This is a genomic window from Bacillus sp. 7705b (assembly GCF_002289525.1).
Lineage (GTDB): Bacteria > Bacillota > Bacilli > Bacillales > Bacillaceae > Bacillus > Bacillus halotolerans.
The window spans coordinates 1-25,148 of record NZ_NSDH01000045.1; the positions used below are offsets into that span (position 1 = coordinate 1).

Annotated in this window: 21 protein-coding genes and 1 pseudogene; 7 read left to right on the forward strand and 15 right to left on the reverse strand. The window is 45.3% G+C overall.

Translation table 11 applies throughout. The features are described 5' to 3' along the window. Together srfAA and hxlR are read right to left on the reverse strand one after the other, a co-directional pair. Nucleotides 1-7,608: surfactin non-ribosomal peptide synthetase SrfAA (gene srfAA / locus CJU60_RS17195; RefSeq protein WP_095714425.1), on the reverse strand; the 7,608-nt coding region annotated here is incomplete at its 3' end. Between the two features lie 577 nt (nucleotides 7,609-8,185). Continuing rightward, complete coding sequence (gene hxlR, locus CJU60_RS17200; RefSeq protein ID WP_003241118.1) at nucleotides 8,186-8,548, reverse strand: transcriptional activator HxlR; 363 nt, start codon at nucleotides 8,546-8,548, stop codon at nucleotides 8,186-8,188. A gap of 231 nt (nucleotides 8,549-8,779) precedes the next feature. Here hxlR and hxlA point away from each other — a divergent pair, with 231 nt between their 5' ends. The 5 genes from hxlA (at nucleotide 8,780) to CJU60_RS17225 (ending at nucleotide 12,860) form a co-directional block, all read left to right on the forward strand. Beyond that, nucleotides 8,780-9,412 carry a 3-hexulose-6-phosphate synthase gene (gene hxlA / locus CJU60_RS17205; protein WP_003224929.1) on the forward strand — a complete coding sequence of 211 codons (633 nt, stop codon included), beginning with the start codon at nucleotides 8,780-8,782 and terminating at the stop codon, nucleotides 9,410-9,412. Between the two features lie 5 nt (nucleotides 9,413-9,417). Continuing rightward, complete coding sequence (gene hxlB, locus CJU60_RS17210) at nucleotides 9,418-9,975, forward strand: 6-phospho-3-hexuloisomerase (protein WP_095714426.1); 558 nt, start codon at nucleotides 9,418-9,420, stop codon at nucleotides 9,973-9,975. A 112-nt stretch (nucleotides 9,976-10,087) separates the two neighbouring features. Beyond that, on the forward strand, nucleotides 10,088-11,800 hold the full coding sequence (tlpC, locus tag CJU60_RS17215) for a methyl-accepting chemotaxis protein TlpC (RefSeq protein WP_095714427.1): 1,713 nt from the start codon (nucleotides 10,088-10,090) through the stop codon (nucleotides 11,798-11,800). A 197-nt stretch (nucleotides 11,801-11,997) separates the two neighbouring features. Further along, the gene (gene nucA / locus CJU60_RS17220) at nucleotides 11,998-12,435 is read left to right on the forward strand and encodes a DNA-entry nuclease (protein ID WP_024120178.1); all 438 of its coding nucleotides are present in this window, start codon (nucleotides 11,998-12,000) and stop codon (nucleotides 12,433-12,435) included. 26 nt (nucleotides 12,436-12,461) lie between these two features. After that, on the forward strand, nucleotides 12,462-12,860 hold the full coding sequence (locus CJU60_RS17225; protein WP_095714428.1) for a competence protein ComJ: 399 nt from the start codon (nucleotides 12,462-12,464) through the stop codon (nucleotides 12,858-12,860). A gap of 35 nt (nucleotides 12,861-12,895) precedes the next feature. On the opposite strand, the gene CJU60_RS17230 is transcribed toward CJU60_RS17225, so the two are convergent. The 7 genes and pseudogenes from CJU60_RS17230 to CJU60_RS17260 form a co-directional block, all read right to left on the reverse strand. Further along, nucleotides 12,896-14,329, reverse strand: coding sequence for a glycoside hydrolase family 1 protein (locus CJU60_RS17230; protein WP_095714429.1), 1,434 nt, complete (start codon nucleotides 14,327-14,329; stop codon nucleotides 12,896-12,898). Nucleotides 14,330-14,401: 72 nt separating this feature from the next. Continuing rightward, nucleotides 14,402-15,130, reverse strand: a complete 729-nt coding sequence (locus CJU60_RS17235) for an AAA family ATPase (RefSeq protein WP_024120175.1) — start codon at nucleotides 15,128-15,130, stop codon at nucleotides 14,402-14,404. Nucleotides 15,131-15,146: 16 nt separating this feature from the next. After that, entirely contained in the window at nucleotides 15,147-15,485 is a 339-nt protein-coding gene (locus CJU60_RS17240) for a DUF3147 family protein (RefSeq protein ID WP_024120174.1), read from the reverse strand. Further along, nucleotides 15,476-15,895 carry a MarR family winged helix-turn-helix transcriptional regulator gene (locus tag CJU60_RS17245; protein ID WP_024120173.1) on the reverse strand — a complete coding sequence of 140 codons (420 nt, stop codon included), beginning with the start codon at nucleotides 15,893-15,895 and terminating at the stop codon, nucleotides 15,476-15,478. Before CJU60_RS17245 ends, CJU60_RS17240 begins: the two co-directional genes overlap by 10 nt. Before the next feature lie 140 nt (nucleotides 15,896-16,035). Further along, nucleotides 16,036-16,371 carry a YckD family protein gene (locus tag CJU60_RS17250; protein ID WP_095714430.1) on the reverse strand — a complete coding sequence of 112 codons (336 nt, stop codon included), beginning with the start codon at nucleotides 16,369-16,371 and terminating at the stop codon, nucleotides 16,036-16,038. A gap of 80 nt (nucleotides 16,372-16,451) precedes the next feature. Beyond that, nucleotides 16,452-16,907, reverse strand: coding sequence for an RDD family protein (locus CJU60_RS17255; protein ID WP_095714431.1), 456 nt, complete (start codon nucleotides 16,905-16,907; stop codon nucleotides 16,452-16,454). 12 nt (nucleotides 16,908-16,919) lie between these two features. Next, nucleotides 16,920-18,055, reverse strand: a pseudogene (locus CJU60_RS17260) (alcohol dehydrogenase catalytic domain-containing protein). A gap of 167 nt (nucleotides 18,056-18,222) precedes the next feature. Here CJU60_RS17260 and CJU60_RS17265 point away from each other — a divergent pair. After that, nucleotides 18,223-19,086 carry a transporter substrate-binding domain-containing protein gene (locus CJU60_RS17265; RefSeq protein WP_095714432.1) on the forward strand — a complete coding sequence of 288 codons (864 nt, stop codon included), beginning with the start codon at nucleotides 18,223-18,225 and terminating at the stop codon, nucleotides 19,084-19,086. 9 nt (nucleotides 19,087-19,095) lie between these two features. After that, nucleotides 19,096-19,776, forward strand: a complete 681-nt coding sequence (locus CJU60_RS17270) for an amino acid ABC transporter permease (protein ID WP_026014657.1) — start codon at nucleotides 19,096-19,098, stop codon at nucleotides 19,774-19,776. 47 nt (nucleotides 19,777-19,823) lie between these two features. Here the strand turns inward: CJU60_RS17270 and zinU are convergent, their stop codons facing one another. The 6 genes from zinU to CJU60_RS17295 all read right to left on the reverse strand — a co-directional run bounded on the left by zinU (nucleotide 19,824) and on the right by CJU60_RS17295 (nucleotide 25,132). After that, the gene (zinU, locus tag CJU60_RS17275; RefSeq protein ID WP_095714433.1) at nucleotides 19,824-21,017 is read right to left on the reverse strand and encodes a zinc metallochaperone ZinU; all 1,194 of its coding nucleotides are present in this window, start codon (nucleotides 21,015-21,017) and stop codon (nucleotides 19,824-19,826) included. A 29-nt stretch (nucleotides 21,018-21,046) separates the two neighbouring features. Then, entirely contained in the window at nucleotides 21,047-21,745 is a 699-nt protein-coding gene (locus CJU60_RS21940) for a lysine N(6)-hydroxylase/L-ornithine N(5)-oxygenase family protein (RefSeq protein ID WP_240312840.1), read from the reverse strand. Next, the gene (locus tag CJU60_RS21945; RefSeq protein ID WP_255238357.1) at nucleotides 21,682-22,215 is read right to left on the reverse strand and encodes an FAD/NAD(P)-binding protein; all 534 of its coding nucleotides are present in this window, start codon (nucleotides 22,213-22,215) and stop codon (nucleotides 21,682-21,684) included. Before CJU60_RS21945 ends, CJU60_RS21940 begins: the two co-directional genes overlap by 64 nt. Nucleotides 22,216-22,299: 84 nt before the next feature. Further along, nucleotides 22,300-22,887 carry a L,D-transpeptidase gene (locus CJU60_RS17285; RefSeq protein ID WP_095714434.1) on the reverse strand — a complete coding sequence of 196 codons (588 nt, stop codon included), beginning with the start codon at nucleotides 22,885-22,887 and terminating at the stop codon, nucleotides 22,300-22,302. Beyond that, nucleotides 22,884-23,798, reverse strand: a complete 915-nt coding sequence (gene folE2 / locus CJU60_RS17290; protein WP_095714435.1) for a GTP cyclohydrolase FolE2 — start codon at nucleotides 23,796-23,798, stop codon at nucleotides 22,884-22,886. Before folE2 ends, CJU60_RS17285 begins: the two co-directional genes overlap by 4 nt. 128 nt (nucleotides 23,799-23,926) lie before the next feature. Beyond that, entirely contained in the window at nucleotides 23,927-25,132 is a 1,206-nt protein-coding gene (locus CJU60_RS17295; RefSeq protein WP_024120167.1) for an MFS transporter, read from the reverse strand. Nucleotides 25,133-25,148 lie beyond the last annotated feature (16 nt).

The window sequence follows — 25,148 nt, forward strand, 5'->3', positions numbered from 1 at the left end:
CCCTCTCCATGCCTCCAGAAGCGTTTGTTTTTCTGTTTCGTTGACGAGTGACAGGCTGGAAAGCGGCTGGTTTGGATTTTCTGTTACTGCTCCTAAAAGCTGCACCCAGTATTGCTTCCATCGTTCAATCGTTTCCGGTGTAAACAGCGCCGTATTGTATTCAAGAACAAATGTGAGCCCTTCGCCGGTTTCGTCAGCTGTCAGCGTGATATCAAACTTGGCCGTTTTCCGCTCAAACGGATGCGGTTCAAGCTCGACCCCTTTCATCGTTAAATCTTTAATGTTCGCATTTTGCATAGAAAATACTGCGTCAAATAAAGGGTTTCTGCTTGTGTCACGGTGAACCTGAACTTTTCCGATCAGTTCCTCAAGCGGGTAATCCTGCGCTTCAAATGCGCTAAGTGCTGTTTCTTTCACTTCACCAAGATAATCCGCAAACGTCTTATCGCCCTTCGGATACGTGCGCAGCGCCAGCGTATTGACAAACATGCCGATGACGCGGCTGATGTCTGCTTGAGAGCGTCCGGCTACCGGCGAGCCAACAATGATATCGTTTTGCCCGCTCAATTTTGATAAAAACGCACTGTAAGATGCCAGAAGAACCATATACAATGTGGAATCCGTTTCCTTCGCAAGCTTGCGAAGAGCATCTGCTTTTCTTGCATCTAATGAAAATGCAATCCGGTCTCCCTCAAACGTTTGAACCGCAGGACGGCTGTAATCAGTTGGAAGAGTCAGCACCGGCAGCTCTCCTTCAAGCTCCTTCAGCCAATGCTCCTCTTGCTTCCGGTAAAGCTCGGACTGAATAAACTGCTGCTGCCACACGGCATAATCCTTATATTGAATATGAAGCGGCTCAAGGCTTTCTCCGTCGTACAGCTTCGAGAGTTCATCAATCAGCACGCCGACAGACGCTCCGTCAGAAATAATATGGTGCATATCAAACAGCAGCAGATGCTCAGTTTCTGAAAGCTTGATCAGCCCCATTCTGAACAGCGGCAGCCGGTCGAGTGTGAACGGACGGATAAATTCAGAAACGAGCCGCTCGGTCTCTTCTTCTGGAGCCTCGAAATATGCCATATCAAACGCTGCTTCATCCCAGATTCGCTGCACCGTTTCTCCGTCTTTTATTTCAAAGGTTGTTCTGAAGGCTTCATGGCGCTCCATTAACTGATTCATTACGCATTTGAGCCTTTCAGCATCCAAATGACCCTTCAGACGCAGAACCGATGGCATGTTGTAGCTTGTGTCCGCTCCTTCAAGCTGCTGAAGCACGTACATCCGTTTTTGCGGAGAAGAAACAGGATAAGTCTCTTGTTTCTTTGCCGGTCTGATACTGATCGCTGTTCCTTTTTCAGCGGCGGCAATAGCCTGCGCTAAGCTTTCAACGGTCGGTGATTGGAAAAGATCCTTCAGAGAAAGCTCGGCGCCCAGTTCCTGATGAATCAAGGCAAGCATCTTCATGCCCGCTAACGAGTGTCCGCCGATATCAAAGAATTGGTCATAGATGCCGATCTGTTCAACCTGAAGCACCTGTGCCCAAATGTCTGCCACTTTTTGTTCTATTTCATTGCGCGGCGCAACATATGAAACACCATTTGAGATGTTGGCGTCAGGAAGCGGAAGCGCCCGACGGTCGATTTTTCCGTTTCCGGTCAGAGGCAGCTCGTCCATTTGGATAAATACCGCAGGAATCATGTAAGCCGGCAGATCCTTTGCCGTATGCTCTCTCAGCTCTTGCGCTGTAATTTCACCCTGTCCGACAAAGTAAGCACAAAGCAGTTTGTCTCCCGCACCTTGATCGACGGCAAGCACAACGCTCTCCTGCACACGATCGTGGCTTTGCAGCTGGTGCTCAATTTCTCCGAGCTCAATGCGCTGTCCTCGGATTTTCACCTGGTGGTCGATCCTTCCGATAAATTCGATATCGCCATTCGGCAGCCATCTTGCCAAGTCACCTGTTTTATACATGCGTTCGCCTTTTTTAAACGGATGCGGCACAAATTTCTCCTCAGTCAGTTCAGGTCGGTTGTAATAGCCTTTCACGAGGCCCTCCCCGCTGACACACAGTTCTCCGGCGATGCCGGCAGGCTGAACATGTCCCGCGCGGTCAAGAATGTATACTTCCGTATTGCTGACCGGTTTTCCAATCGGAACGGACATCGTGTGCTCATCCAATTCATCAACCGGATGATACGTCGCGAAAACCGTGCTTTCAGATGGGCCGTACATGTGCAGCAGCTTGCCTTTTCCAACGGTCTGCAGCGCTTTTTTCACATGATCTACAGAAGCCCGTTCTCCTCCGAACATAACCTTGCGCAAAGTCGACAAGCATGTCGGATTCAAGTCCACAAGAAGGTGGAACAGAGCTGTCGTGATCATGAGAATGCTGATGTTCTCCCGCTCAATGACACGAGAAAGACGAGCCATGTCCAGAACTGTTTCTTTCGGAACGAGGACAAGCTTCGCGCCGTTTAAAAGAGAACCGAACACATCAAACATAAATGCGTCAAATACATAGTTTGAGAGTCCGAGTATCGTATCCTGTTCCGTAATGCTGAGATAATTCGTCTGCTTAACCGTGCGCATAATATTGGCATGTGTCACGATATTCCCCTTTGGCGTTCCTGTAGTTCCGGATGTATACGTCAGGTTGGCCATAGCCGCCGAATCAAACGGCAGAGCGAGGTTTTGCGCATCGTCGTGATAGCTATCATCCTCATCAGCGAGCGCGATGACGCCTTCGAATTCCGCTTTTTCCGCTAACGCCTTTAATTTCTTCTGGGTGAGAAGCACTTTCGCTCCGCTGTCTTGGAAGAAATGCTGCATCCGCTGAATCGGGTGTTCCGGATCAATCGGTACATAAGCCGAACCGGATTTTAATACCGCCAGGATTGACACAATCATGTCCATTGACCGTTCACATAGGACGGCCGCTGTCCTGCTTTCGCCTGCTCCCATTGAAAGAATGCCGCGCGCTAAACGGTTGGCCCGTTCATTCAGCTCACGATATGTGAGCGATTGCCCTTCATATTGAAGTGCCGGACGATCCGGCGTTTTGGCAGCCTGCTCCTCAAACAGCTGAACAATCGTTTTGTCTTTCGGATAAGGCGTTCTTTCCGGGTTAAACTGCTGAACTTGTGAAGCGGCTTCCTGTTCAGAAAGAAGATTGTATTCAGAAATTGGTTTCTCAGGCTCAGCCGCTACATCATCAAGCAACCGCGCAAAATGCGTGAGCAGCCTGTCTGCCGTGCTTCGTTTAAACAGTTTGGTGCTGTAGTCTAAATCAAGATCAATGCCTTGGTCCGTTTCTCTTGCCTGAACCGTTACATCAAATTTGGCAATGTTGAAATTGGTCTCATGAATCGACAATGTCAAATCACCGACAGCCGGAATGCCCGCCGTTGCGTTTTGGAGACTGAACATCGTGTCAAACAATGGATGCCTGCTGATATCACGCGGTATATTCAGGTCTTCAACAAGCCATTCAAATGGATAATCCTGATGAGAAAAAGCATCCAGAACCTGCTGACGCACACGTGTGAGCAGGCTGTTAAAGGTCTCATCCTGCTTCACCTCGCTGCGAATCGCGAGCGTATTGACGAACATGCCGACAATGCCCTCTGTATCAGAATGATGTCTGCCCGCTGACGGGGTGCCGACAATGATGTCATCCTGCCCCGTATATTTAGACAGGAGCGTATAGTAGGCTGACAGCATGACCATATAAAGTGTGGCTCCATTTTTTTCAGCTAAACGATACAGGCGATTCTTTAACTCCGCATCCAGCTTGATGGAAACCCGGTCTCCTTCAAAGCTTTGGACAGGCGGTCTCGGATAATCGGATAGAAGCTGAAGCACTGGAAGCTCACCCGCAAAGGCTTCCTTCCAATACGCCTGATCCTCCTGGTATCCCTCAGCAGCCCGCGCGCTTTGCCAGACGGCGTAATCTTTATACTGAAGACGGAGCTCAGGAAGCTGTTCACCGCGGTAAATCTGTGCCAGTTCCTCCAAAATAATGCCGATGGAAACACCGTCAGAAATCAAATGGTGCATATCAAACAGAAGCATATGACGGTTTTCTTCAAGCTCCATCAATCCGATTCTCAACAGCGGCGCTTTCGATAAGTCAAACCGGCGGACAAAAGAAGTCATAACCTCCTCATTTGAGCGGCCGCTTCTTTCAATCATCTCGATGTTGAACTGAACACTGTCATGAATTTGCTGTCTCGGCGTACTGCCTTCAAGCATAAATGACGTCCTCAGCGACTCGTGGCGGCTGATTAACCCGTCAAATGCGCGTTCCAGGTTTTGAATGTCTAAAGGCCCCTCTAAAATAGCTGCCGCCGGCATGTTATATCCGACTCCCGCATCTTCGAATTGGCTGACAATATACGTCCGCTGCTGCGCCAAAGAAAGCGGGTAATGTTCCTGTTTTTCAGCTGGCTCAATTGCCGCAAACGTTTGGCCTTCTTCACGCTCGGCCGCCTCAGCAAGAGCGGCGATGGTCGGATGCTCAAACACATATTGCAGCGGGATGTCAGCGCCCGTCTCCTTATGAATCTTTGTTAAAAGCGTCATGGCCTTCAATGAATGACCGCCCGTTTCAAAGAAATTGTCAAAGACCCCGGCTTTCTCAACGTTCAGCACATCCTGCCAAATCTCAGCGATTGCTTTTTCCATTTCGTTTCGAGGTGCGGTATAAGCTGTTCCGCTGACCGCTTTCACCTCAAGCTCAAACAGCTTGCGGCGGTCAACTTTACCGCTTGGTGTAAGCGGGATTTCTTTGATTTCTGTGATGTAAGCCGGCACCATGTAGTCAGGAAGCTGTTTTGCCGCGTGTTCCCGCAAACGCGCTGGAGCAAATTCGCTTCCCGCTTTTTGCACAACATACGCACAAACCTCAAGATTCCCTTGGTCGTCAGGCCTCGCCAAGACGACAGCTTTGGCAACATCAGGCGCCTGCTGAAGCACGGCTTCAATTTCTCCAAGCTCAATGCGGTATCCGCGAACTTTGACCTGATCATCTTCTCTTCCTAAATATTCGATCGTTCCATCTGGAAGCCAGCGCACCACATCTCCGGTACGATACATGCTGTCACCGGGCACAAACGGGTCTTGTAAAAATTTCTCAGCTGTCAATTCCGGAAGGTTTAAGTAGCCTCGTCCTACACCGTCACCCGCGATATAAAGCTCGCCCGCCACGCCTTCCGGCTGCAGACGGCCTTTTTGATCCAAAATATACAAGCGGTTATTCCCAAGTGCTTTACCGATTGGCACATACGCTGATTGAACTGAACTGTCCGGGTGGACCGGATGAACGGAAGCATCCACACACGTTTCAGTCGGCCCGTACACATTGGTCAAACGAGGAACGGCACCCGCTTCTTTGAACAATGTCAGAAGCTTGTCCGCCACAACAGAAGAAAGACCTTCCCCGCCAATCAGTAAGTGTTTGAGCTTAAGACCAGTCAAATCTCCCGCAGCAATCAGCATTTGCAGATGGGCCGGTGTTCCGTCCGTCGCCTCAATCCCGTATCTGCGGTAATACTCAGCAAGAGCAGCGCCATTCGTCACCGTGTTCTTCGGTACAATATAAAGGGTCTGTCCCAAAAGGAGCGACGCGAAAATCTGTTTCACTGACGCATCAAAGTGGAACGGCGCAAGCAATGCCATCCGCAGGGTCTGGCTCTCACTCTGATAAATGGTCTGCTGCAGAGATTCAACCAAATGATGAACCTGGCGATGCTCGATCATCACTCCTTTTGGACGTCCGGTTGTTCCCGACGTATAAATAATGTAGGCAAGATCACCAGCGTTCAGATTGACATCCGAAATAGCATCTGTACCGCCTGCAATCGCCTGATCAAAGTCAATAAGCTCAGCAGATGCACTTGGAGACGCAACCTTCGATTCAGTCAAGACGAAATCCGCACCGCAGTCCTCCAAAATAAATTGGATGCGCTCTACCGGAAACTCGGGGTCAATCGGCACATAGGCTCCGCCGGCTTTTAAAATCCCCATAATGGCCGTGATCATTCGTTCAGAGCGTTCGAGCAAAACGGCAACCGGGCTGTCTGCACGGACACCCTTCTCTTTCAGCACACTGGCAATGCGTGATGATTGTTCATGTAACGTTCGATAGGACAATGCTCGATTTTCAAACACAACCGCAGGCTGATCAGCAAGCGATTCAGCCTTTTCTTGAAACAGCGCCGGAATCGTCATCTTCTTGCGGTAATTGACCGGTTCACCGCCAGCCCGCAATAGCAGCCGCTCTTTCTCCGTCTCAGAAATCAGCGTCAATTCATCAATCGTATGATTCGGGTGCGTAAGTGCGTTTTCAAGCAATGTCATCATGCGTTCACAAACAATTTTGATTTCTTCGCGCGTCATTAAATCAGTACGGTAGTCAAAGTCAATTGTAAGTTTCCCAGTATCCCATCGATCCTTCACATGAATCGAAACATCATTTAATCCGCTTCCGCTGAAAATGGGCTCAGTTAAAAAGGCAAGATTTTCTTCTTTCTGCCACTGCATCACCTGATACTCAAGAGAAACGGTAAACAGCTTTGTCACAGAGCTTTTTGTTTCACGAAGATCATTGATGAGAAGATTATACGGGTACTTTTGATGGCGAAGAGTTTTCATTAAATCCTTCATCCGGTCTTTAACAAAATCAAAAAACGCCTGTCCGCCGTCAATGTTTGCCCGAAGCGGAACCGTAGAAACAAACATGCCGAGCATCTGCTTCTCTTTCGCATTTGTCCGGTTGCCCATAAATGTTCCTGTAACCACATCATTCTGGCCGCTGACTCTGTACAAATAGGCTGCAAGCACCGATTGAAATACCGATAAAACGCTGACCTTGTGCTCCTCACAAAAGGATAAAATTTGCTGATGCAGCGCCTCAGGCACATCTTGAGAGAATCTCTCAGCATCTAAACTTCCGCCTGCAGGAGCATTCCGTTTCAGGGAAACGAGTTCAGGCACCTTTTCGAATTGCTTGTTCCAGAACGCTTTATCTTTTTCAAACCGCTTCGATTGAGCATAGTCCTGTTCAGACAAAACATGATCGATAAATGAATGCGAGATTCCTTTTTTTGTTTCTGATCCGCCTGCTAATTCCAAGTAAATGTGCATAATGGCGTTTCCGAGGATGTTCATGGAGATCCCGTCAGAAATCACATGATGAACATTTGCATAAAACCATACTTCATTTTCTTTGATGGTAAACAGGGAAAAACGGAATAAATCACAATCGTACAGAGGCAGAGGTTTTTTCGTTTCCTCCCGGCCCCATTGTGAAATAGATTCTATCGCATTCGGATCTCCGGTGGTGTCAGTATGTTTTATATCAACAGGCCGATACTCGCTTATATATTGAACGGGCTCTCCATTTTCATCGAGACGCAAACGAAGGCGCATTGCGTCATTTCTGCGGACAAACTCTTGAATCGCTTGCTCCACAAGCTTCCAGTCAATTTTTTCAGTTGAAACCAGCTTACCAATCCCCGCAAGATTTGAAATACTCGTATGAGGATAAAATTTTTCTGTATACCAAATTCGTTTTTGAGCATCCGTTAAAGGATAAAAAGTTATTTCCATATTATCTTACCTCCCCTAATCTTCAATAATCTGTAACATGTGCAGGATTATTTCTATTTCGTATCCTTTGACAGCTTTTGAATCTAATGAACTAACTGCTCAAAAAGCCAAAAGTACTACTTCTCAAAAGCGTTGCATCTAAACAAAAAACACAAAGCGACCTAAAAATAGCCAGCCGTAAGCATTGATTGCGGTGTCAGGCACAGGCAGATAAAGACCGCAAGCCCTCTTGCCCTAAAGTGAAACATTTTTGCCTATTTCTTCATTGTTTTCAATATTTTTAACCTTTCTAACGTTCACTTTAAATGAAAAAAATGTTTTTATCACCGAAAAATGGGTGAAAAGTTTCATGCGGGATACCGAAAAGATTCCAGTTTATTCACTGGGATATTTTTGCGGGATACCGCAATAATTTCCACTAAACATTATTTACAGAAAAATAAAAATTTTTAAAATGCACTCTCACGCTATTTCCCATTTATTGTTGAAAGCCATTTACAATCTTTACATCCCATATGTTTACCGCGCAAAAACCGAAAAACAGGCAAAAAAAAAGACACCCTTAGCCAAGAGCGCCTTACAACGATTCCTTAATGACATTTTTGTCGATATCAATCAATTCCATATAGCCTTTCCCCCACTCATACATGGCATCAAGAATAGGCATCAGGCTTTCTCCTTGCGGGGTCAAGGAATATTCAACCTTCGGCGGGACAACCGGATACACTTCCCTGTGAACAATCATATCCTGCTCAAGCTCTCTCAGCTGATTCACGAGGATCTTCTGCGTAATATCAGGAATCAAAGCTTTCAATTCATTAAAACGTTTTGTGCCTTCTTTTCCTAAATGCCACAAAATGAGCATTTTCCATTTGCCGCCGATCACCGCAAGCGTTAATTCCTTCTCACAATTAAACCTTTTGTCGTCCATCCGGCTCAAAAGAAATCCCCCCTTAGTATCCTTTTTGTATGTTAGATACGTATCATCACTTACTTACTTTTTGGCAGACTCTTTTTCATTATACTCACTCATAAAACCAAGCGAAAGAAATCTGATTGCCTCTTCTCACAGTATCCTCCAAGTAACTAGTTGACTTCAAAGTGCCTACTTCTCAGCTAAAGAGGGAACCTATAGAATGAAAAATAATTCGAATAAGGGAGTGGATCAACAATGGAATTACAGCTGGCATTAGACCTAGTAAATATCCCGGAAGCCATCGAGCTTGTCAAAGAAGTGGAACAATATATCGACGTGGTTGAGATCGGAACACCGGTTGTCATTAATGAAGGCCTTAGAGCCGTTAAAGAAATAAAAGAAACATTTCCGCAATTGAAGGTCCTGGCAGACCTGAAAATCATGGATGCCGGCGGATACGAAATTATGAAAGCGTCGGAAGCTGGGGCTGACATCATCACCGTTTTAGGAGCTACAGACGATGCAACAATTAAAGGCGCAGTAGAAGAAGCCAAAAAACAGAAGAAGAAAATCTTAGTAGACATGATTAACGTGAAAGATATTGAATCCCGTGCGAAAGAAATTGACGCACTCGGTGTTGACTACATCTGCGTCCACACTGGTTATGATCTTCAAGCAGAGGGCAAAAACTCTTTCGAAGAATTAACGACCATCAAAAATACCGTAAAAAACGCAAAAACCGCAATTGCGGGCGGCATCAAACTTGATACACTGCCAGAAGTGATCAAACAAAACCCTGACCTTGTCATTGTTGGGGGCGGAATTACAAGCGCAGCCGATAAAGCAGAAACAGCTTCAAAAATGAAACAGCTTATTGCCCAAGGATAAATAAAATGAAAACGACTGAATACGTAACGGAAATTCTCAATGAATTACACCGTTCAGCGGCTTATATTTCTAATGAAGAAGCTGATCAGCTTGCCGATCACATTCTTTCGTCCAATCAAATTTTCACTGCGGGCGCGGGGCGGTCTGGCCTGATGGCAAAATCCTTCGCGATGAGATTGATGCACATGGGCTTTAACGCTCATATTGCCGGTGAGGTTCTCACTCCGCCGCTCCGCAAAGGAAACCTCGTCATTATCGGCTCAGGATCAGGCGAGACAAAGAGCCTGATCAATACAGCAGCCAAAGCAAAAAGCTTGCACGGAATTGTTGCCGCTTTAACCATCAATCCGGATTCGAGCATTGGAAAACAATCGGATCTCATCGTCAAAATGCCTGGCTCTCCTAAAGACCAGTCAAACGGAAGCTATAAAACGATGCAACCAATGGGTTCATTATTTGAGCAAACATTGCTGCTGTTCTATGATGCAATAATTTTAAAACTCATGGAGAAAAAAGGACTCAATTCTGAAACCATGTTCACTTACCACGCAAACCTTGAATAGCGTCACACAGCCGGCCTGGAGATCAGGCCGGTTTTAATATCCCCTAAAATAAAACTTTACACCCAAAAACCCGATAAGTAATATGACCTACAAACAAACAGAGGGAGGAATTATGTTGAAAAAACAAATAAAGCTGAAGCTTGGAACTAAAATTCTCAGCTTGGTCTTCGCAGTTATTCTATTGTTTTCTCTATCAGTCGGCGCCGTAATGCTAAAAGACATTACAAGCAGCATGAAAAAAATGGCCACTGAAAAAGCCAAAGGCGATCTTGCTTTAAGCAGCACGTATATTGATGACGTGATTTTAGGGAACTGGGAGGTAAAAAACGATAAGCTGTATAAAGGCGAGACACAAATAAACGGAAATGAAGAAATTGTTGATCTGCTTGGCAAAAAAACAGGTGATACCGTAACGATTTTCCAAGGAGATACTCGGGTCGCAACCAACGTAATGAAAGACGGCGAAAGAGCTGTCGGCACTCAAGCTTCTGCTGAGGTCACTGACGCTGTTTTAAAAAACGGGAAGCAATTCTACGGACAAGCAGATGTGGCAGGCTCCTCTTATCAAACAGCATATATGCCCTTAAAAGATAAGGAAGGCAACATTATCGGTATGCTGTATACAGGTGCCAATCAAAGCATTTTAGCATCGCTTACCCAATCGCTGTTCACTCAATTCGCTATCGTTCTTGCTGTAGTTATTATTATATCTGTCATCCTTGTTTTGCTTTTCACCAGAAGAATCAACCGGCGGCTGAACGTATTAAAATACGCCTTTGAAAGCGCCGGAAACGGAGATATGACAATAGAAGTTTCAGACAAGTCCGCTGATGAGTTAGCAGAACTGAGTGTCTACTATAATAAGATGAGAATGAAGCTGAATCAGACAATCCAAACGGTACAGCAATCCGCCCTTCAGCTTGCATCAGCCTCTCAGCAGCTTTCAGCCGGAGCAGAAGAAACCAATCAAGCCTCCGAAAAGATCACAGAAGCTGTTCAGCAAATTGCAAACGGTGCCAAACATCAAATCACACGAATCGAAAACAGTGAAAAATCACTGGAGCAAACAACAGCTGACATACGGCATATTTCTTCAAATACTGCTGCCATTGCTGAGAAAGGACAGCTTGCGCAATCAAAAGCAGACATTGGCCAAAATGAAATTTCAAATGTTCAGGCACAAATGGATACCATTCACCATTCGATTGAAAAAAGCGGAGAGATCATTCAGCAGCTGGACGGCCGTTCTAAACAAATTGAACAAATTTTATCCGTTATCACCCAAATTGCCGATCAGACAAACCTGCTTGCTCTTAATGCAGCAATTGAAGCTGCCCGAGCCGGAGAACACGGTAAAGGCTTTGCAGTAGTTGCTGATGAAGTTCGCAAATTAGCAGAGGAATCTCAACGGTCTGTCGGACAGATTTCCAAATTAATCGCTGAGATAAAAAATGATATGACTGAATCTGCGCAGTCTGTTGAACATGTGAAAACAGAAGCTGCTGAAGGTGTAAACATGATTCACCGCACCAGAGACGCATTTAAAGAAATTGCAGCCGCAACAGATGAAATCACTGCGGAAATCAGCGATTTATCAGCATCTGTTACCAACATTTCAGCAAGTACGCAAAAAATAAATGAATCCTTTGCCGCCAATACAACAGACATTAAAGAATCAACAGAGAGTACCCGGCAGGCGGCAGCTTTAACAGAAGAGCAATTTGCCGCTATGGAAGAGATTACTGCAGCCTCAGAAACGTTATCTCAATTGGCTGAAGAGCTTACCGGTATCATAAGCCAATTTAAAATGATTGATCAACCTTAAAACAGCCTATAATCTAGTATCAATATTTCAATTTGATAACGTTATTTTTTTTAAAATGAATATTTCAATCTGCTAAAATTACGATTTCTGCAATAAACCTAAGGCAAAACAAAAAATTTTAATCTTTACACCCAGCCCTTTCTGCATTACTCTTGGAGCAGTTTTAAAGTTGCTGACGCGGGAGGTGATCATCACGAATGGACATTATAAAAACTTTACTTCTCGTAATAGTCGTCATAGCAGCTGCAGCTGTTGGCCTGATTAAGGGAGACTTTTTCTCAGACGATCAAAAAACGTCTCAAACAGAAGAATATGACGAAACACTGGCCTTCCCTTCTGAGCGTTACCCTGAGACAGCAAATCATATCAAGGACGCAATAAGTGAGGGGCATTCAGATGTGTGCACCATAGACAGAGACGGAGCTGAGGAACGCCGCGAACAATCATTAAAAGACGTACCTTCCAAAACAGGGTATGACCGAGATGAATGGCCAATGGCCATGTGCAAAGAAGGCGGTGAAGGGGCTTCTGTAGAATATATTTCTCCCGCTGACAATCGCGGCGCAGGCTCCTGGGTCGGGCATCAGCTGACCGATTACCCTGACGGCACAAAGGTTTTATTTACGATTCAGTAAACAGTTAAAAGAGGAGGAACAGCACATTGATCAAATCATGGAAGCCGCAAGAACTGACGATTTCATATCATCAATTTACTGTATTTCAAAAGGGTTCCGCACCGCCAGTCATCGATTGGACAGATGAAGCAATTGAAAAAGGATATGCGGAAACGGACGAAGCCATTTCGTTTGAGGCACAGCGGAATTCAAAGGTATATATTCTTTTGCGCCTTAACAGTTCAGAAACAGTTGCATCCTATGAAAAAAAAGTGACTGTTCCTTTTCACGTCACAACAGACGGAATTGAAATTGAAAGCATCATGTCCAAGAGGCTGTCCTTTGACCTTCCTAAAGGAGACTATCAATTCACATGCTACACTGTGCCGGCTGAGCTGTCAGATCTGCACGCTGACACTTATATCATTGATGCTGTTTCCGTCTAATGAAAAGCCCTGAGAGGAATACTCTCAGGGACTCTTTATACATTTTCTCCATTTGTCTTAATGACATCCTGATACCAATAAAAGCTTTTTTTCTTCAATCGTTTTAAGTCATGTTCATTCTCTTCGTCACGATTCACATAAACAAAGCCGTATCTTTTTTGATAACCGTTCAGCCAGCTTAACAGATCAGTAAATGACCAGCTGCAATATCCAATCAAATCGACTCCATCACTAATGGCCTGTCTGCATTGCTCAAGATGCGATTGCAAATAATCAATTCTATAATCATCATGTATAGTGCCTTCTTCAACTTTATCGAATTCTCCTAAACCGTTTTCTGTAATAAACACAGGAAGCTGATAACGTGTCGTAATACGGCGAAGCCCGATACGCAATCCTACCGGATCAATCGTCCAATCCCAGTTGCTCGTTGTGAGGTTAGGATTTTTCTTAGTTTTAAATAGTCCCGGCATCCCTGTTTCCTGATTGGTCCCTTTTTGTCCCGTCGTATTCATTTTCCCTTCTGAGACACCGTCGAGCGGATTTCGTTCGTAAGTAATCGTTTGATAATAGTTGACACCTACAAAATCCGGCTTCCCTTTGGCAAGCAGCTCCATATCACCCGGTTCGACTGTCGGCGCCCATCCCTGTTTTTCTAAATAGCGGAAAGGAATTTGCGGGTAGGTTCCCCAGCAGTACATATCCAGCCACCAATTATTCATAAATTCTTCAGCATTTTCAAATGCCGTAATGTCCTCTGGATGACTGGTTAAAGGGTATGCGGGAGAATAAGCAAAGCTTGGTCCTATTTTGCCTTCGGGCACATATTTTCTGAAGGACTCAATGGCTTTCGCATTTGCCAGAAACGCAATATGATTTGCTTCGTAAAATCGTTTTCTGTCCTTCACGCCAGGCGGATGCATAGCTGTTAGAAAGCCGTGATTAAAATTGTAGTTTTGTTCATTTAACGTTACCCAATATTTCACTTTCTGCCCAAAGCGTTTATAAAGAGTAATGCAGTAATGATTAAAATCCTCTATGATGTTTCTCGACTCAAATCCGCCATATTCGTCCATAAGCGCCTGAGGCAAATCCCAGTGATATAAAGTCAAAACCGGTTCTATGTTATGAGAAAGCAATTCATCAATCAGGTTATCGTAAAATGCCAGACCGGCTTCATTGATTTCTCCTTTTCCTTTTGGAAAAATACGCGGCCAGCTGACAGAGAATCGATATGCCTTCAGCCCCATCTCAGCCATCAGAGCGACATCTTCCTTATAACGGTGATAATGGTCAACTGCAACATCACCATTGGTGCCCTTAAACGTTTTGCCGGGGATTTTCGTAAACACGTCCCATACAGAAGGGCCTTTGCCATCTTCGTTCCAAGCTCCTTCAACCTGGTAAGCTGCTGAAGCCGAGCCCCATAAAAAATGTTTCGGAAAAGATTCTGGATGTTGATGGATCATTGTGTTAATCACTCCTGAAATATTTGATAAGCCTATCATAGGCTATGAAACGCGTTTCATAGCAACACGATGTTAATCCCGGAACAGCTCAGCTAATATTTTCTCTCTTTGTTCAAGAAAATATCTTGTTAACTGGACGTGTTCAGTGCTTTCGTATTCTGTATGATGAATACTGCCCCCGTCAAAGCTGAAAATGTCAGCATTCGGATAACCCAGCAAAATTGGGGAGTGAGTGGCAATGATGAACTGTACATTTCCGCCCTTCACTAAATCGTGTATGACTCTCAAAAAAGCTAACTGACGCGCGGGAGAAAGAGCAGCTTCAGGCTCATCTAAAAGATAAATAGCTTTTCCTTTAAAACGATGTTGGAACAGCGACATAAAAGACTCACCATGCGATTGCTTGTGCAGCGGCCTTCCACCATAGGAGAGATATGGCTGCGGAGCATCCCGTTCCACTTCATCAAGATGAAGAGAAAGCTGATAAAACGATTCTGCTCTTAAGAAAAAACCATTTGTGATCTTAGGAAGCCATGATAAACGTATGTAATCTCCCAAATGAGAGTCTGACTCCTGCAATTCATAGATATTATTACGGCTGCCGCCCGCTGTATTAAATTCACACTTATCAGCAATTGCTTCAAGCAACGTTGATTTCCCCGAGCCATTTTCCCCGACAAAAAAAGTCACTTCTCTGGTAAATGAAATGTCGTGTAATTGACTTACAGCAGGGATAGTGAATGGGTATCTGTTAAAGGACGGGATCTTATCTCTAAGGAGTGTTACTCTTTTTAAAAACATAGCTTCTCCTCTCGCGTTAAATGAATATATTAAAAAAAATCTTTTGCAGTAGCAAAAAAGCCATCCATCCTAGGATTCCAAAGCATAGCGCTAACCAGAAAGGTACATTAGCTTTCAATAAAATCACCATTATCGCGAGCAAACAAACCGTAGCAGGTAGTCCCTTGAGCACACCAGACGCAAATTGACTCAATTGTACTGTATTTTCGCCCTGCATTTTCATCCAGAAAAGGCTTAACAAGCTGACCAAGGGCAAAGCTGCAATAATCCCTCCATAGGTTGGATGTCTTTTTGATATTTCAGTAACGAATCCAATAATCAGTGCTGAGATGATTACTTTACTGATTACCGCCATTGTTTAGCTTCCTTGCTTAAAATTTCAAATGCTTGTTGAATCAATTCCTTTTCCGATGAGCTTATTCGTTCAATTATTTCTTTTAATTTCTCTTTGTCCAGCTGTGTATGCTGTTCAAGAACAGAGCGCCCTTCCTTTGTTAAAACTACCAATACCTTTCTTTCATCTTGCTGACTTCGACGTTTAGCTGCCAATCCCTTTTGAATCAACCGTTTTGTATGTTCAGATGCTGTATTATGAGAGACAGACAAATACTCTGCTAAAGCTCCTATTGTTGCCTCACCTTGCTTTTCAATATGCTGCATGAGTCGTATCGCCTGATGAGAAATGTTATCTTTTTGCTTGTAGTGTAATGAATAGTAGATATCGGTCCACTGCTGATTTAGTTTATTTATGAAATCCAGTTCCATTTTTTCACACCTCTCTTTAAATCTTATAATACGATATATTCTTTTTTAACGATACAACTTTATAAAAAACTTCAATTAATATCATATTGGATAATAACTTTAATCAAAAAAGCACCCAACCTTAATTGGATGCTTACAGCCTAATGTCTCTTTTCAAATTTATGCGGATGAGGATGAGGCTTCGGAACAAAGCCGTTTTGTTTCATCATTTCAAAGTGTTTGACCATGTGATTTTTGATGTGATCTCCTCTTTCTTTAGGCAGAACTCCGTATTCTACATACTTTGAGATGACATCCTTGCGTTTTTTTAATATGTCTGCTTCCAGCTGTTCAATTTCTTTCTTTTGCTGTTCAGTCAGTGTAACGTTTGCAGGCGGCTGCTGATTCTGTTTTTCCGCTGCTTCCGCTGTGCCAGTTAAAGAAATAACAGCCGCGGCAATGAGCATTCCGATGATATTAACTTTCACTTTTTTCATCCAGTTTATTCCTCCTAACTTTTTTCATATATTTTGCTTCATTCTGTTTTTTATGCATACAAAATAGAAAGAGCGAACCATTATTCGCTCTTTCTGATCTGTTCCTCCGTATAAAGTTCTTCTTCTCCCGGTGGTGCGTAAGTCACGTATGTTCCTGCGATAAAATCATGCAGCGTCCGTTTGTCTTCTCTCAGCCCGATCATAAACAGGCTGACAATTAAGCCAAGCCCGAAGGTTATGCCGTAAACCAGTCCGGCAATGATGACTCGCATAATCATGGTAACCAGGCCGACCTGTGACCCGTCTTTTTTTACGATTCTGATTCCGCAAATCCTTTTTCCGATGAGATAGCCTTGCCAAAATACCGGCAGCAAAATAGAGTACAGCAAAACGACCAGGCTGATGATCATGCTGTCGTTCGGGTCTTTTCCTGTGATCAGCCAATAGATCAGCAAAAGGGGCACCGAGACAATAATGTAATCCAGTAATGAAGCTCCTAGTCTGATCCAAAATCCGGCTGGTTTGTAGATGTTCATGTAACTCCCCCATTATGGTTTCAATATGACTTTGATGTTGCCGTCTTCTTTCTTATCGAATATATCATATGCTCTAGGGGCATCAGCAAGACTTAATTTGTGCGTAATGATATCAGTAGGATCAATTTCTTGCTGATCAACTATTTGATACAGCATCGGCATCAGATGAATGACGGGTGCCTGTCCCATTTTGACAGAGACATTGCGGGTGAAGAAATCGCCGAGCGAAAAACCGTCCGCTTGAGAAATATATGCCCCTGTCAGCTGAACTGTGCCGAACTTTCTGACTGCTTCAGACGCGGTGAGAATCGGGCTGATGGTTCCGAATTGGTTCGGCTTTTCAGATGTTTTTTCTTTCGACAGCGGGGTCCCGTCCATTCCGACACAATCAATAACGACATCCGCTCCGCCGTCCGTTTCATTATAAAGAAGCTTCCCGATCTCATCATGTTCTGTAAAGTTGAACGTTTCCACGCTGTTTGTGCGTTTTGCATGCTCCAGGCGATGAGGAACTTGATCAACGGAGAGACGCGTTTCGCTCCCTTCATCCAAGCGAATTTTTGCGCCATTAATCCAATCGGCCCCGCTCCCAGAATCAAGACGGTATCGCCTTTTTTCACTCCGCTGTGCTCCACGCTCCAATATGCTGTCGGCATCACGTCGGATAGAAACAAGACCTGTTCATCCTTAAGCTCACTGTCGGCAGGAACTTTGAAGGATGAAAAATCAGCAAACGGCACCCGCAAGTATTCAGCCTGCCCTCCGGGAAAATTGCCGTTATCTTCAGAGAAACCAAATAAACCGCCGGCATCGGTATGCGGGTTTGGATTTGATTCGTCGCACTGGCTCTCCATTTGATGCTTGCAATAAAAGCATTCGCCGCACCCAATGTTAAACGGAATCACGACACGATCGCCTTTTTTTAGTGATTGAACCTCGCTTCCGGTCTCTTCAACTACTCCCATCGGTTCATGTCCGATAATATAATCCGGCGCAGCCTGAATCCCGTTTTTATACAAATGTAGATCAGAGCCGCAAATACCTGTTGCCGTAATGCGGATAATAGCATCTCTTGCATCCTGAATCCGGGGAGCTTCAACCTCTTTCACTACCACATGCTCTTTCCCTTGGTATGTCAGTGCTTTCATCCTTGGCCAACTCCTTTTTTATGACTCCTTCCCTTCCCGGCTGGTTTTAAACTCGCAGCTTCATTTGTATACACAATTCGAACTTTTTGAAAACGCCATCAACATATTGCAACCCCTTATGTTCAATGCTATCTTTTTAGTTGATTAACAGATTGGGGGAAACATAGGTGAAATCATGTAAGCAATCAAAAGCCTTTATCTTTAGCTTTACAATGGCTTTCTTTCTTATATTGGCAGCCTGTTCCGGCAAAGATGAAGCCGGTTCCAAGCATACAGGCTGGGAGCAGATCAAAGAAAAAGGAAAAATCGTCGTTGCTACGTCCGGCACACTTTATCCTACGTCCTATCATGATACCGATTCAGGTAAGGATCAACTGACAGGCTATGAGGTTGAAGTTGTTCGAGAAGCGGCTAAGCGTCTCGGGCTCAAAGTCGAGTTCAAGGAAATGGGCATCGACGGGATGCTGACAGCGGTGAACAGCGGCCAGGTTGACGCTGCCGCCAATGATATAGATGTGACAAAGGACCGCGAGAAGAAGTTCGCGTTTTCTTCTCCTTATAAATATTCATATGGCACAGCCATTGTCCGAAAAGATGATTTATCAGGGATTAAAACACTGAAAGATTTAAAAGGGAAAAAAGCGGCTGGCGCAGCGACAACTGTCTATATGGACGTTGCCAGAAAATACGGCGCCCAAGAAGTCATTTATGATAACGCGACCAACGAGCAGTATTTAAAAGATGTTGCCAACGGCCGCACTGATGTCATCTTAAATGACTATTACCTGCAGACACTGGCACTCGCGGCATTTCCGGATCTTAACATCACGATCCATCCTGACATCAAGTACATGCCGAATAAACAGGCGCTTGTCATGAAAAAAAGCAATACTGAGCTTCAGAAACAAATGAACGAGACGCTGAAAAAGATGAGCAAGGACGGCACTTTGACAAAGCTGTCGAAACAATTCTTTAATAAAGCGGATGTATCAAAGAAACTGGATATCGACGTTCAAGACGTTGACCTGTAATCAGACGCCATGATGTACAGCATTCAGTGGGAATATATTTTCAACACACAGCTGGCGATTGAATCGTTCCCTTATGTCATAAAGGGTATAGGGTACACGTTGCTTATTTCTTTTGTCAGCATGTTTGCGGGAACGGTGATTGGGCTGTTTATATCGCTCGCCAGAATGTCTAAGATTGCCCTGCTGAGATGGCCGGCGCGTCTTTACATTTCTTTTATGCGCGGCGTTCCGATTTTGGTGATCCTGTTTATCCTTTATTTTGGATTCCCTTATATCGGCATTGAATTTTCTGCCGTTACGGCCGCTTTGATCGGCTTTAGCCTCAACAGCGCCGCTTATATTGCGGAAATTAACCGTTCAGCCATTTCATCCGTTGAAAAAGGGCAGTGGGAAGCCGCATCCTCGCTCGGCCTTTCCTATTGGCAGACGATGAGGGGCATCATTTTGCCGCAATCGATCCGTATTGCGCTGCCTCCGCTCGCCAATGTATTGCTCGATTTGATCAAGGCATCCTCGCTCGCCGCGATGATTACGGTGCCGGAATTGCTCCAGCATGCGAAAATTATTGGGGGCCGAGAGTTTGATTACATGACCATGTATATTCTGACCGCGCTCATTTATTGGGCCATTTGCTCCGTAGCGGCGGCTTTTCAGAATATCCTTGAGAAGAAATACGCGCATTATCTTTAAACAAACGTTTCATTAAAAAAAGCCGCTCCGCAGGAGACGGCTTTTTCCTATTGATTCAGCTTCCATTTAAATGGATCTTCAAACAGCGACCAATCGGAATCAAACTCATATTCAGTCAGCAAACATTGATCCAGCTCCTTCGTAATGGCGTCTTCATCCAAATCTGTTCCGATAAACACCAGCTGCGTCAGACGGTCTCCGAATTCCGGATCCCAATCCTCTAATATTTCCGGTTCCTGCTGTTTGATTTGCTCCTGCTCAAGCTTCGGCATTGCCGCCACCCAATAAGATACCGGCTCAATCGTTACGGACGGGCCGGCTTGGGACATCAGAAGAGCGAGGCTGTTATGCGATGCGCACCAGACAATACCTTTGGCGCGGACAACATTTTTAGGCATTTGATCCATCCAGTGATAAAAGCGCGTTGAATGAAATGGCAGCCGTCTTTTATAAACAAATGAAGAAATGCCGTATTCCTCGGTTTCCGGGGTATGGGCTGCATGGCCTGCCGTCAGCTCTCTTATCCAGCCGGCAGATCCGCTCGCTTCCTCGAAGTTAAATAGCCCCGTATGTAAAATCTCCTGCGGCTTGACGTTCCCTTTGACAGCACGAATGAATGTAGCCCTTGGCTGCAGGGTGCGAAGGACTTTCTCAAGCTGTTCAAGCTCTTGCTCGCTGACTAAATCACATTTATTTAAGATCAGAACATCGCAAAACTCAATTTGATCGATTAACAGGTCGGCAATTTCTCTTTCGTCTTCTTCCCCAAGTGCTTCTTTGCGGTCCAGAAGGCTGTCACCCGACTGATAGTCATGCCAAAAACGGTTCGCATCGACCACTGTCACCATCGTATCTAACTCACAAAACTTGGTGAGATCGATTCCCAGCTCTTCGTCAATATAAGAAAATGTCTGGGCCACCGGGATCGGTTCGCTGATTCCCGTCGATTCGATTACGATATAATCAAACCGTCCGTCTTTTGCCAGCTTCTCCACTTCGACTAACAAATCCTCGCGAAGTGTGCAGCAAATGCAGCCGTTTGACATTTCCACTAGCTTTTCATCTGTTCTGGAAAGCCCGCCTTCCTGCTTGACCAGCCCCGCGTCAATGTTTACCTCGCTCATGTCATTTACAATAACGGCTATTTTTAAGCCTTCGCGATTTTGCAAAATGCTGTTGAGCAGTGTTGTTTTTCCCGCGCCAAGATAGCCGCTTAGTACTGTAACCGGAATTTTTTTCATTGTGATCATACCCTCTCAAAATAGAATCATTACGATTTAAATGCCGTATGTGTAATGGTGAATGCCGCTTTTCGCGCCCCGGAAATATTTCTCGCTGTCGGCCCGATTTCAAGTTCCGCAAAGGCACCCATCACGTATAACCCGTTCCCCCATTGCAAATCCTTGCCGACAATCGGAAAGCCGCAGCCGGCAAAAAGCAATTGCTCTGCTTGCGCTGCTTTTTGAACCCACTCGAATCGGCTGATGTCAGAGGCAAAGCCTGTTGCCAGCGCGATATGTTCGAATGTGTATGACGATTCATTTTTCTTCAGCTGTATCTGCAGCCGGCCGTCAGCTGTTTTTTGACATGATATCACTTCATCCTGAATGACCTTTATCCTGCCCTCTTCTCTATAGACAGCAAGCTTTCTTGAGATGTCCTTCGGGAAGGAGCCGCGATGTCTGGCATTTGTGATCCATTGTCTTCTCTTTTGATAGTCTGACGTTTTGCTGAATCTTTTCATATACTTCGGGCCAAGCCAGCCCGGATCACTGTCAAAATCATAGGTGCGGAACGGATGCCTCACGAACATCGTCACGTCGCGCCCGTCATCTGAGAGCTTTATGGCGTAATGAGCCGCCGTGATCCCTCCGCCCACAACCGCCGCTTTTACGCCTTCCTGTTTTAACCCTTGCACATCCCTGTCAAACACATGATAAATGCCGTCATTCTGAAATGCTGTGCCCACTCCGGCCAGCAAGGCTGTTGTGAAAAACTCATGGCTAGTACAACTCTTTCGCCCCTGATTGTTTCGGAGGCATCTGTCCTCACTTCCCACAATCCGTTTTTTCTTCTCAAGTCTGTCACCATGCCTGTCTTCCACGCCTGATCAATATGTATCTCATCCAATACAGTTTCACAATGCTGATTAAAAAGCGATAAAGAGGGACGCTTATACCTCCCGAAGAATACCTCCGGCCACTGGCTTTTATCCGCATACGTTTGCAGGCTGAACGGCTCGGTATCCATGTGATGGACCGATGGAGAGCGTAAATCATTCATCCGAATGCGGGCCGTATTTCGCTTCCAGCACTCAAGGGGCTGTTCATGAGGATCAATGACCGCAAGATCCTGGATAGGCACCTTTCCGCTCTTCACCAGATGCACAGCCAAGGTCGACCCTTGAATTCCGCCGCCGATGATAAGCCATTTATACATAGGAGTGACTCCTTTCTGAACAAAACGTAATTATTACGATTTAAATCGTATGTTCTTTTTTCCTTTTTGTCAACTGCTTTCTATTCAGCTGATCACAACTTTTGTGTGTTCAGGTATGTTTTCGTATATCCATTTCGCATCTGGAATGGATAGTCTGATACAGCCATGGGATGCTTTTGCCCCTAATTTTTTTGCTTCCTTTTCAATGACTTTTTTGTCCTTTGTCATGGGTACGCTGTGAAAAAGAAATTCTCCATGGTTTTTCCATGAGACCCAGTATTCCGCCCCTTCCTGATATCCTTCAGAGAAAAACCATTCTCCCCGTTCAGGCTCGATATGAAATGTGCCTTTCGGTGTGGAATCATCATGGGTTTGATCGAGTCCTGATGAAACGATCATGGTATAGATGGTTTTGCTTCCGGCATTGATATAAGCCTTCTGCTGTTTCACGTCCACATCAATCCAGACATTTTTCAGCTGCTTGATATCGGGGTATTCTCCGCCGGAAGGCTTTGTCCAACCAATGCTTGTTTTCTCCATTTTTGGCGCGGCCGTTATGTGTTTGTCTGTTTTCTTCATTTGAGATTCTGCTATCTCTTCCGCATGATAAGAACAGGCTGACAGCAGAATTGCCGGCGCAAAAACAGCAATTAATAAGAATGACAGTTTCATAGACATTCCTCCTGTTTCGAAAACCTAAGCTTCGCATAGGCATCGTGCAGATGAATTGATTCTTCATTTCTGCATTCAATATCAAAGGCCGACACCCATTCAAGCTCATATAAGTCTGCTGCAATGAGACGGGCCAGATCCTCAACAAATCTGGGATTTTCATATGCGGTTTCCGTTACGGCCTTTTCATCCGGCCGCTTTAGCACCGGGTGCAGTCTCGCGCTGGCATTTGATTCTGCAACGTGAAGCAAATCGGCTTTGACATCGACTGGGAGCAGTGCCGCCGGATGAATATCGGCCAAAATGCTGACCGTTCCTCTCTGATTGTGGGCACTGTATTCACTGATTTCCTTAGAGCAAGGGCAAAGAGTCGTTACTTTCGCCGAGATACCGGCCCGCTGTTTAAACGGCTGATCTTCGTGATAGGTGACAGACATCAACATCTCAGCATGCATCAGCCCCGCTTTCTCAAGCATTGGACTCTTTCTTTCGAAATACCATGGAAACCGCACTTCGACGCAAGCCGAGATTTGATCCATGTTTTCTGCAAGCTCTTTCGTAAATTGCTGAAGAGAAGAAAATGTGAGAATCCAGCCGTTTTGATGATAGCGTTGGAGCTGCTCTGTTAATCGGCTCATATTGATGCCTTTCTGATTCCGCTGCAGGCTGGCGGTCATGGTAAAATTCGCTGCTGTCGTTTGCTGACAAGGCTTCATCGCTGAGGCAACAGTGACCGGGTGAGACACATTGGTGACACCTACTTGCTTAATATCAAAAAAATAGTCTTTTCTGATATTCTGTAGATCCTTCATGTTCTCCTTTTCCACAGGCTTTTGCCCTTTCACGGGACTGACCGACCCAAAATATTGAAGACGCTCCGTTTTTTCCGGGAGCAGAATGTGTTGTTCCAATCAGAAAACTCCTTCCGTTTTAAATCGTAATAATTACTATTTATTCTGATCGGTTCACGAGTTAAAATCAAGAGAAAGTTGAAAACAGCAAAAAAAGACACGCGCAAGCGCGTGTCTCCCATCCAACATCAAACATCCGCCGGGCTGCTTTCCGCGCTCCAGCTTTTTCTCCAGTAATATCCTGCGGCAATCACAAGCACAAACGCCAGCAATGCGATACAGGAAAACGTGATAAATCCGATGGCATATGTGCCTGTCATCTGTTTTAATGACCCTAAAATGTTTGGCAGAAAGAACCCTCCGATGCCTCCTGCTGCGCCGACGATCCCCGTCACCATTCCGATTTCTTTCCGGAAGCGCTGCGGGACGAGCTGAAACACTGCTCCGTTGCCCATTCCGAGTCCCATCATTCCGACAAATAAAAGGATGATAACCATTGAAAGAGACGGCAGACTGCTGACTCCGGCCATGCAAAGAGCCACGATGACAAACAGAACAGAAAGAACCTTCGTGCCCCCGACTCGATCGGAAATCCAGCCCCCTACAGGCCGGAAAAAACTGCCCGCTGCTACACATAATGTGACGAAATCTCCCGCGTGAATTTTTGACAGCTGGTATTGATCGACGAAGAATATCGCCAAAAAGCTGGACAGCCCGACAAATCCTCCAAAAGTAACGCTGTACAGCAGACAGAAAAACCACGTTTCCTTTTGTCCGAACACCTGCAAGTAGTTTTTGAGCGGCTGCGGCGCCGGTTGTTCAGGAGAATTCTTCGCCATGAAAACAAATAGAATAAAGACGATGATCAGAGGAAGAAGCGCAATTCCCATCACACTGTGCCAGCCGAACTGCTCTGCAAGCCGGGGGCCAAACAGTGTCGCAAACAAGGTGCCGCTGTTACCCGCACCGGCTATCCCCATCGCCAGTCCCTGCAAATGAGGCGGATACCACCGGCTTGCCATAGGAAGCGCAACAGCAAAGCTCGCGCCTGCCACGCCAAGCAGAATGCCGATCGCGTAAAGCTCAGTCAGCGTACGGCCGCCAAAAGTTCCCCAAAGCAGCGGGATCATTGTCACCAGCATTCCGGTCACAGCTGTTTTTTTCGGCCCGATTCTGTCCGTTAATACGCCTAATATGATCCGAAACACAGATCCCGATAAAATCGGCACAGCCACGATAAGCCCTTTTTCAAAGGGAGACAGGCCAAAATCCTGAGAAATATAAACACCAAGCGCCCCAAGCATAACCCATATCATAAAACTTACATCAAAGTATAAAAACGAGCAGAGCAAAGTGGACGGGTGACCGCTTGTTTTCAGTTCCGACAGCTTCATAACATTCCCCTTTCTT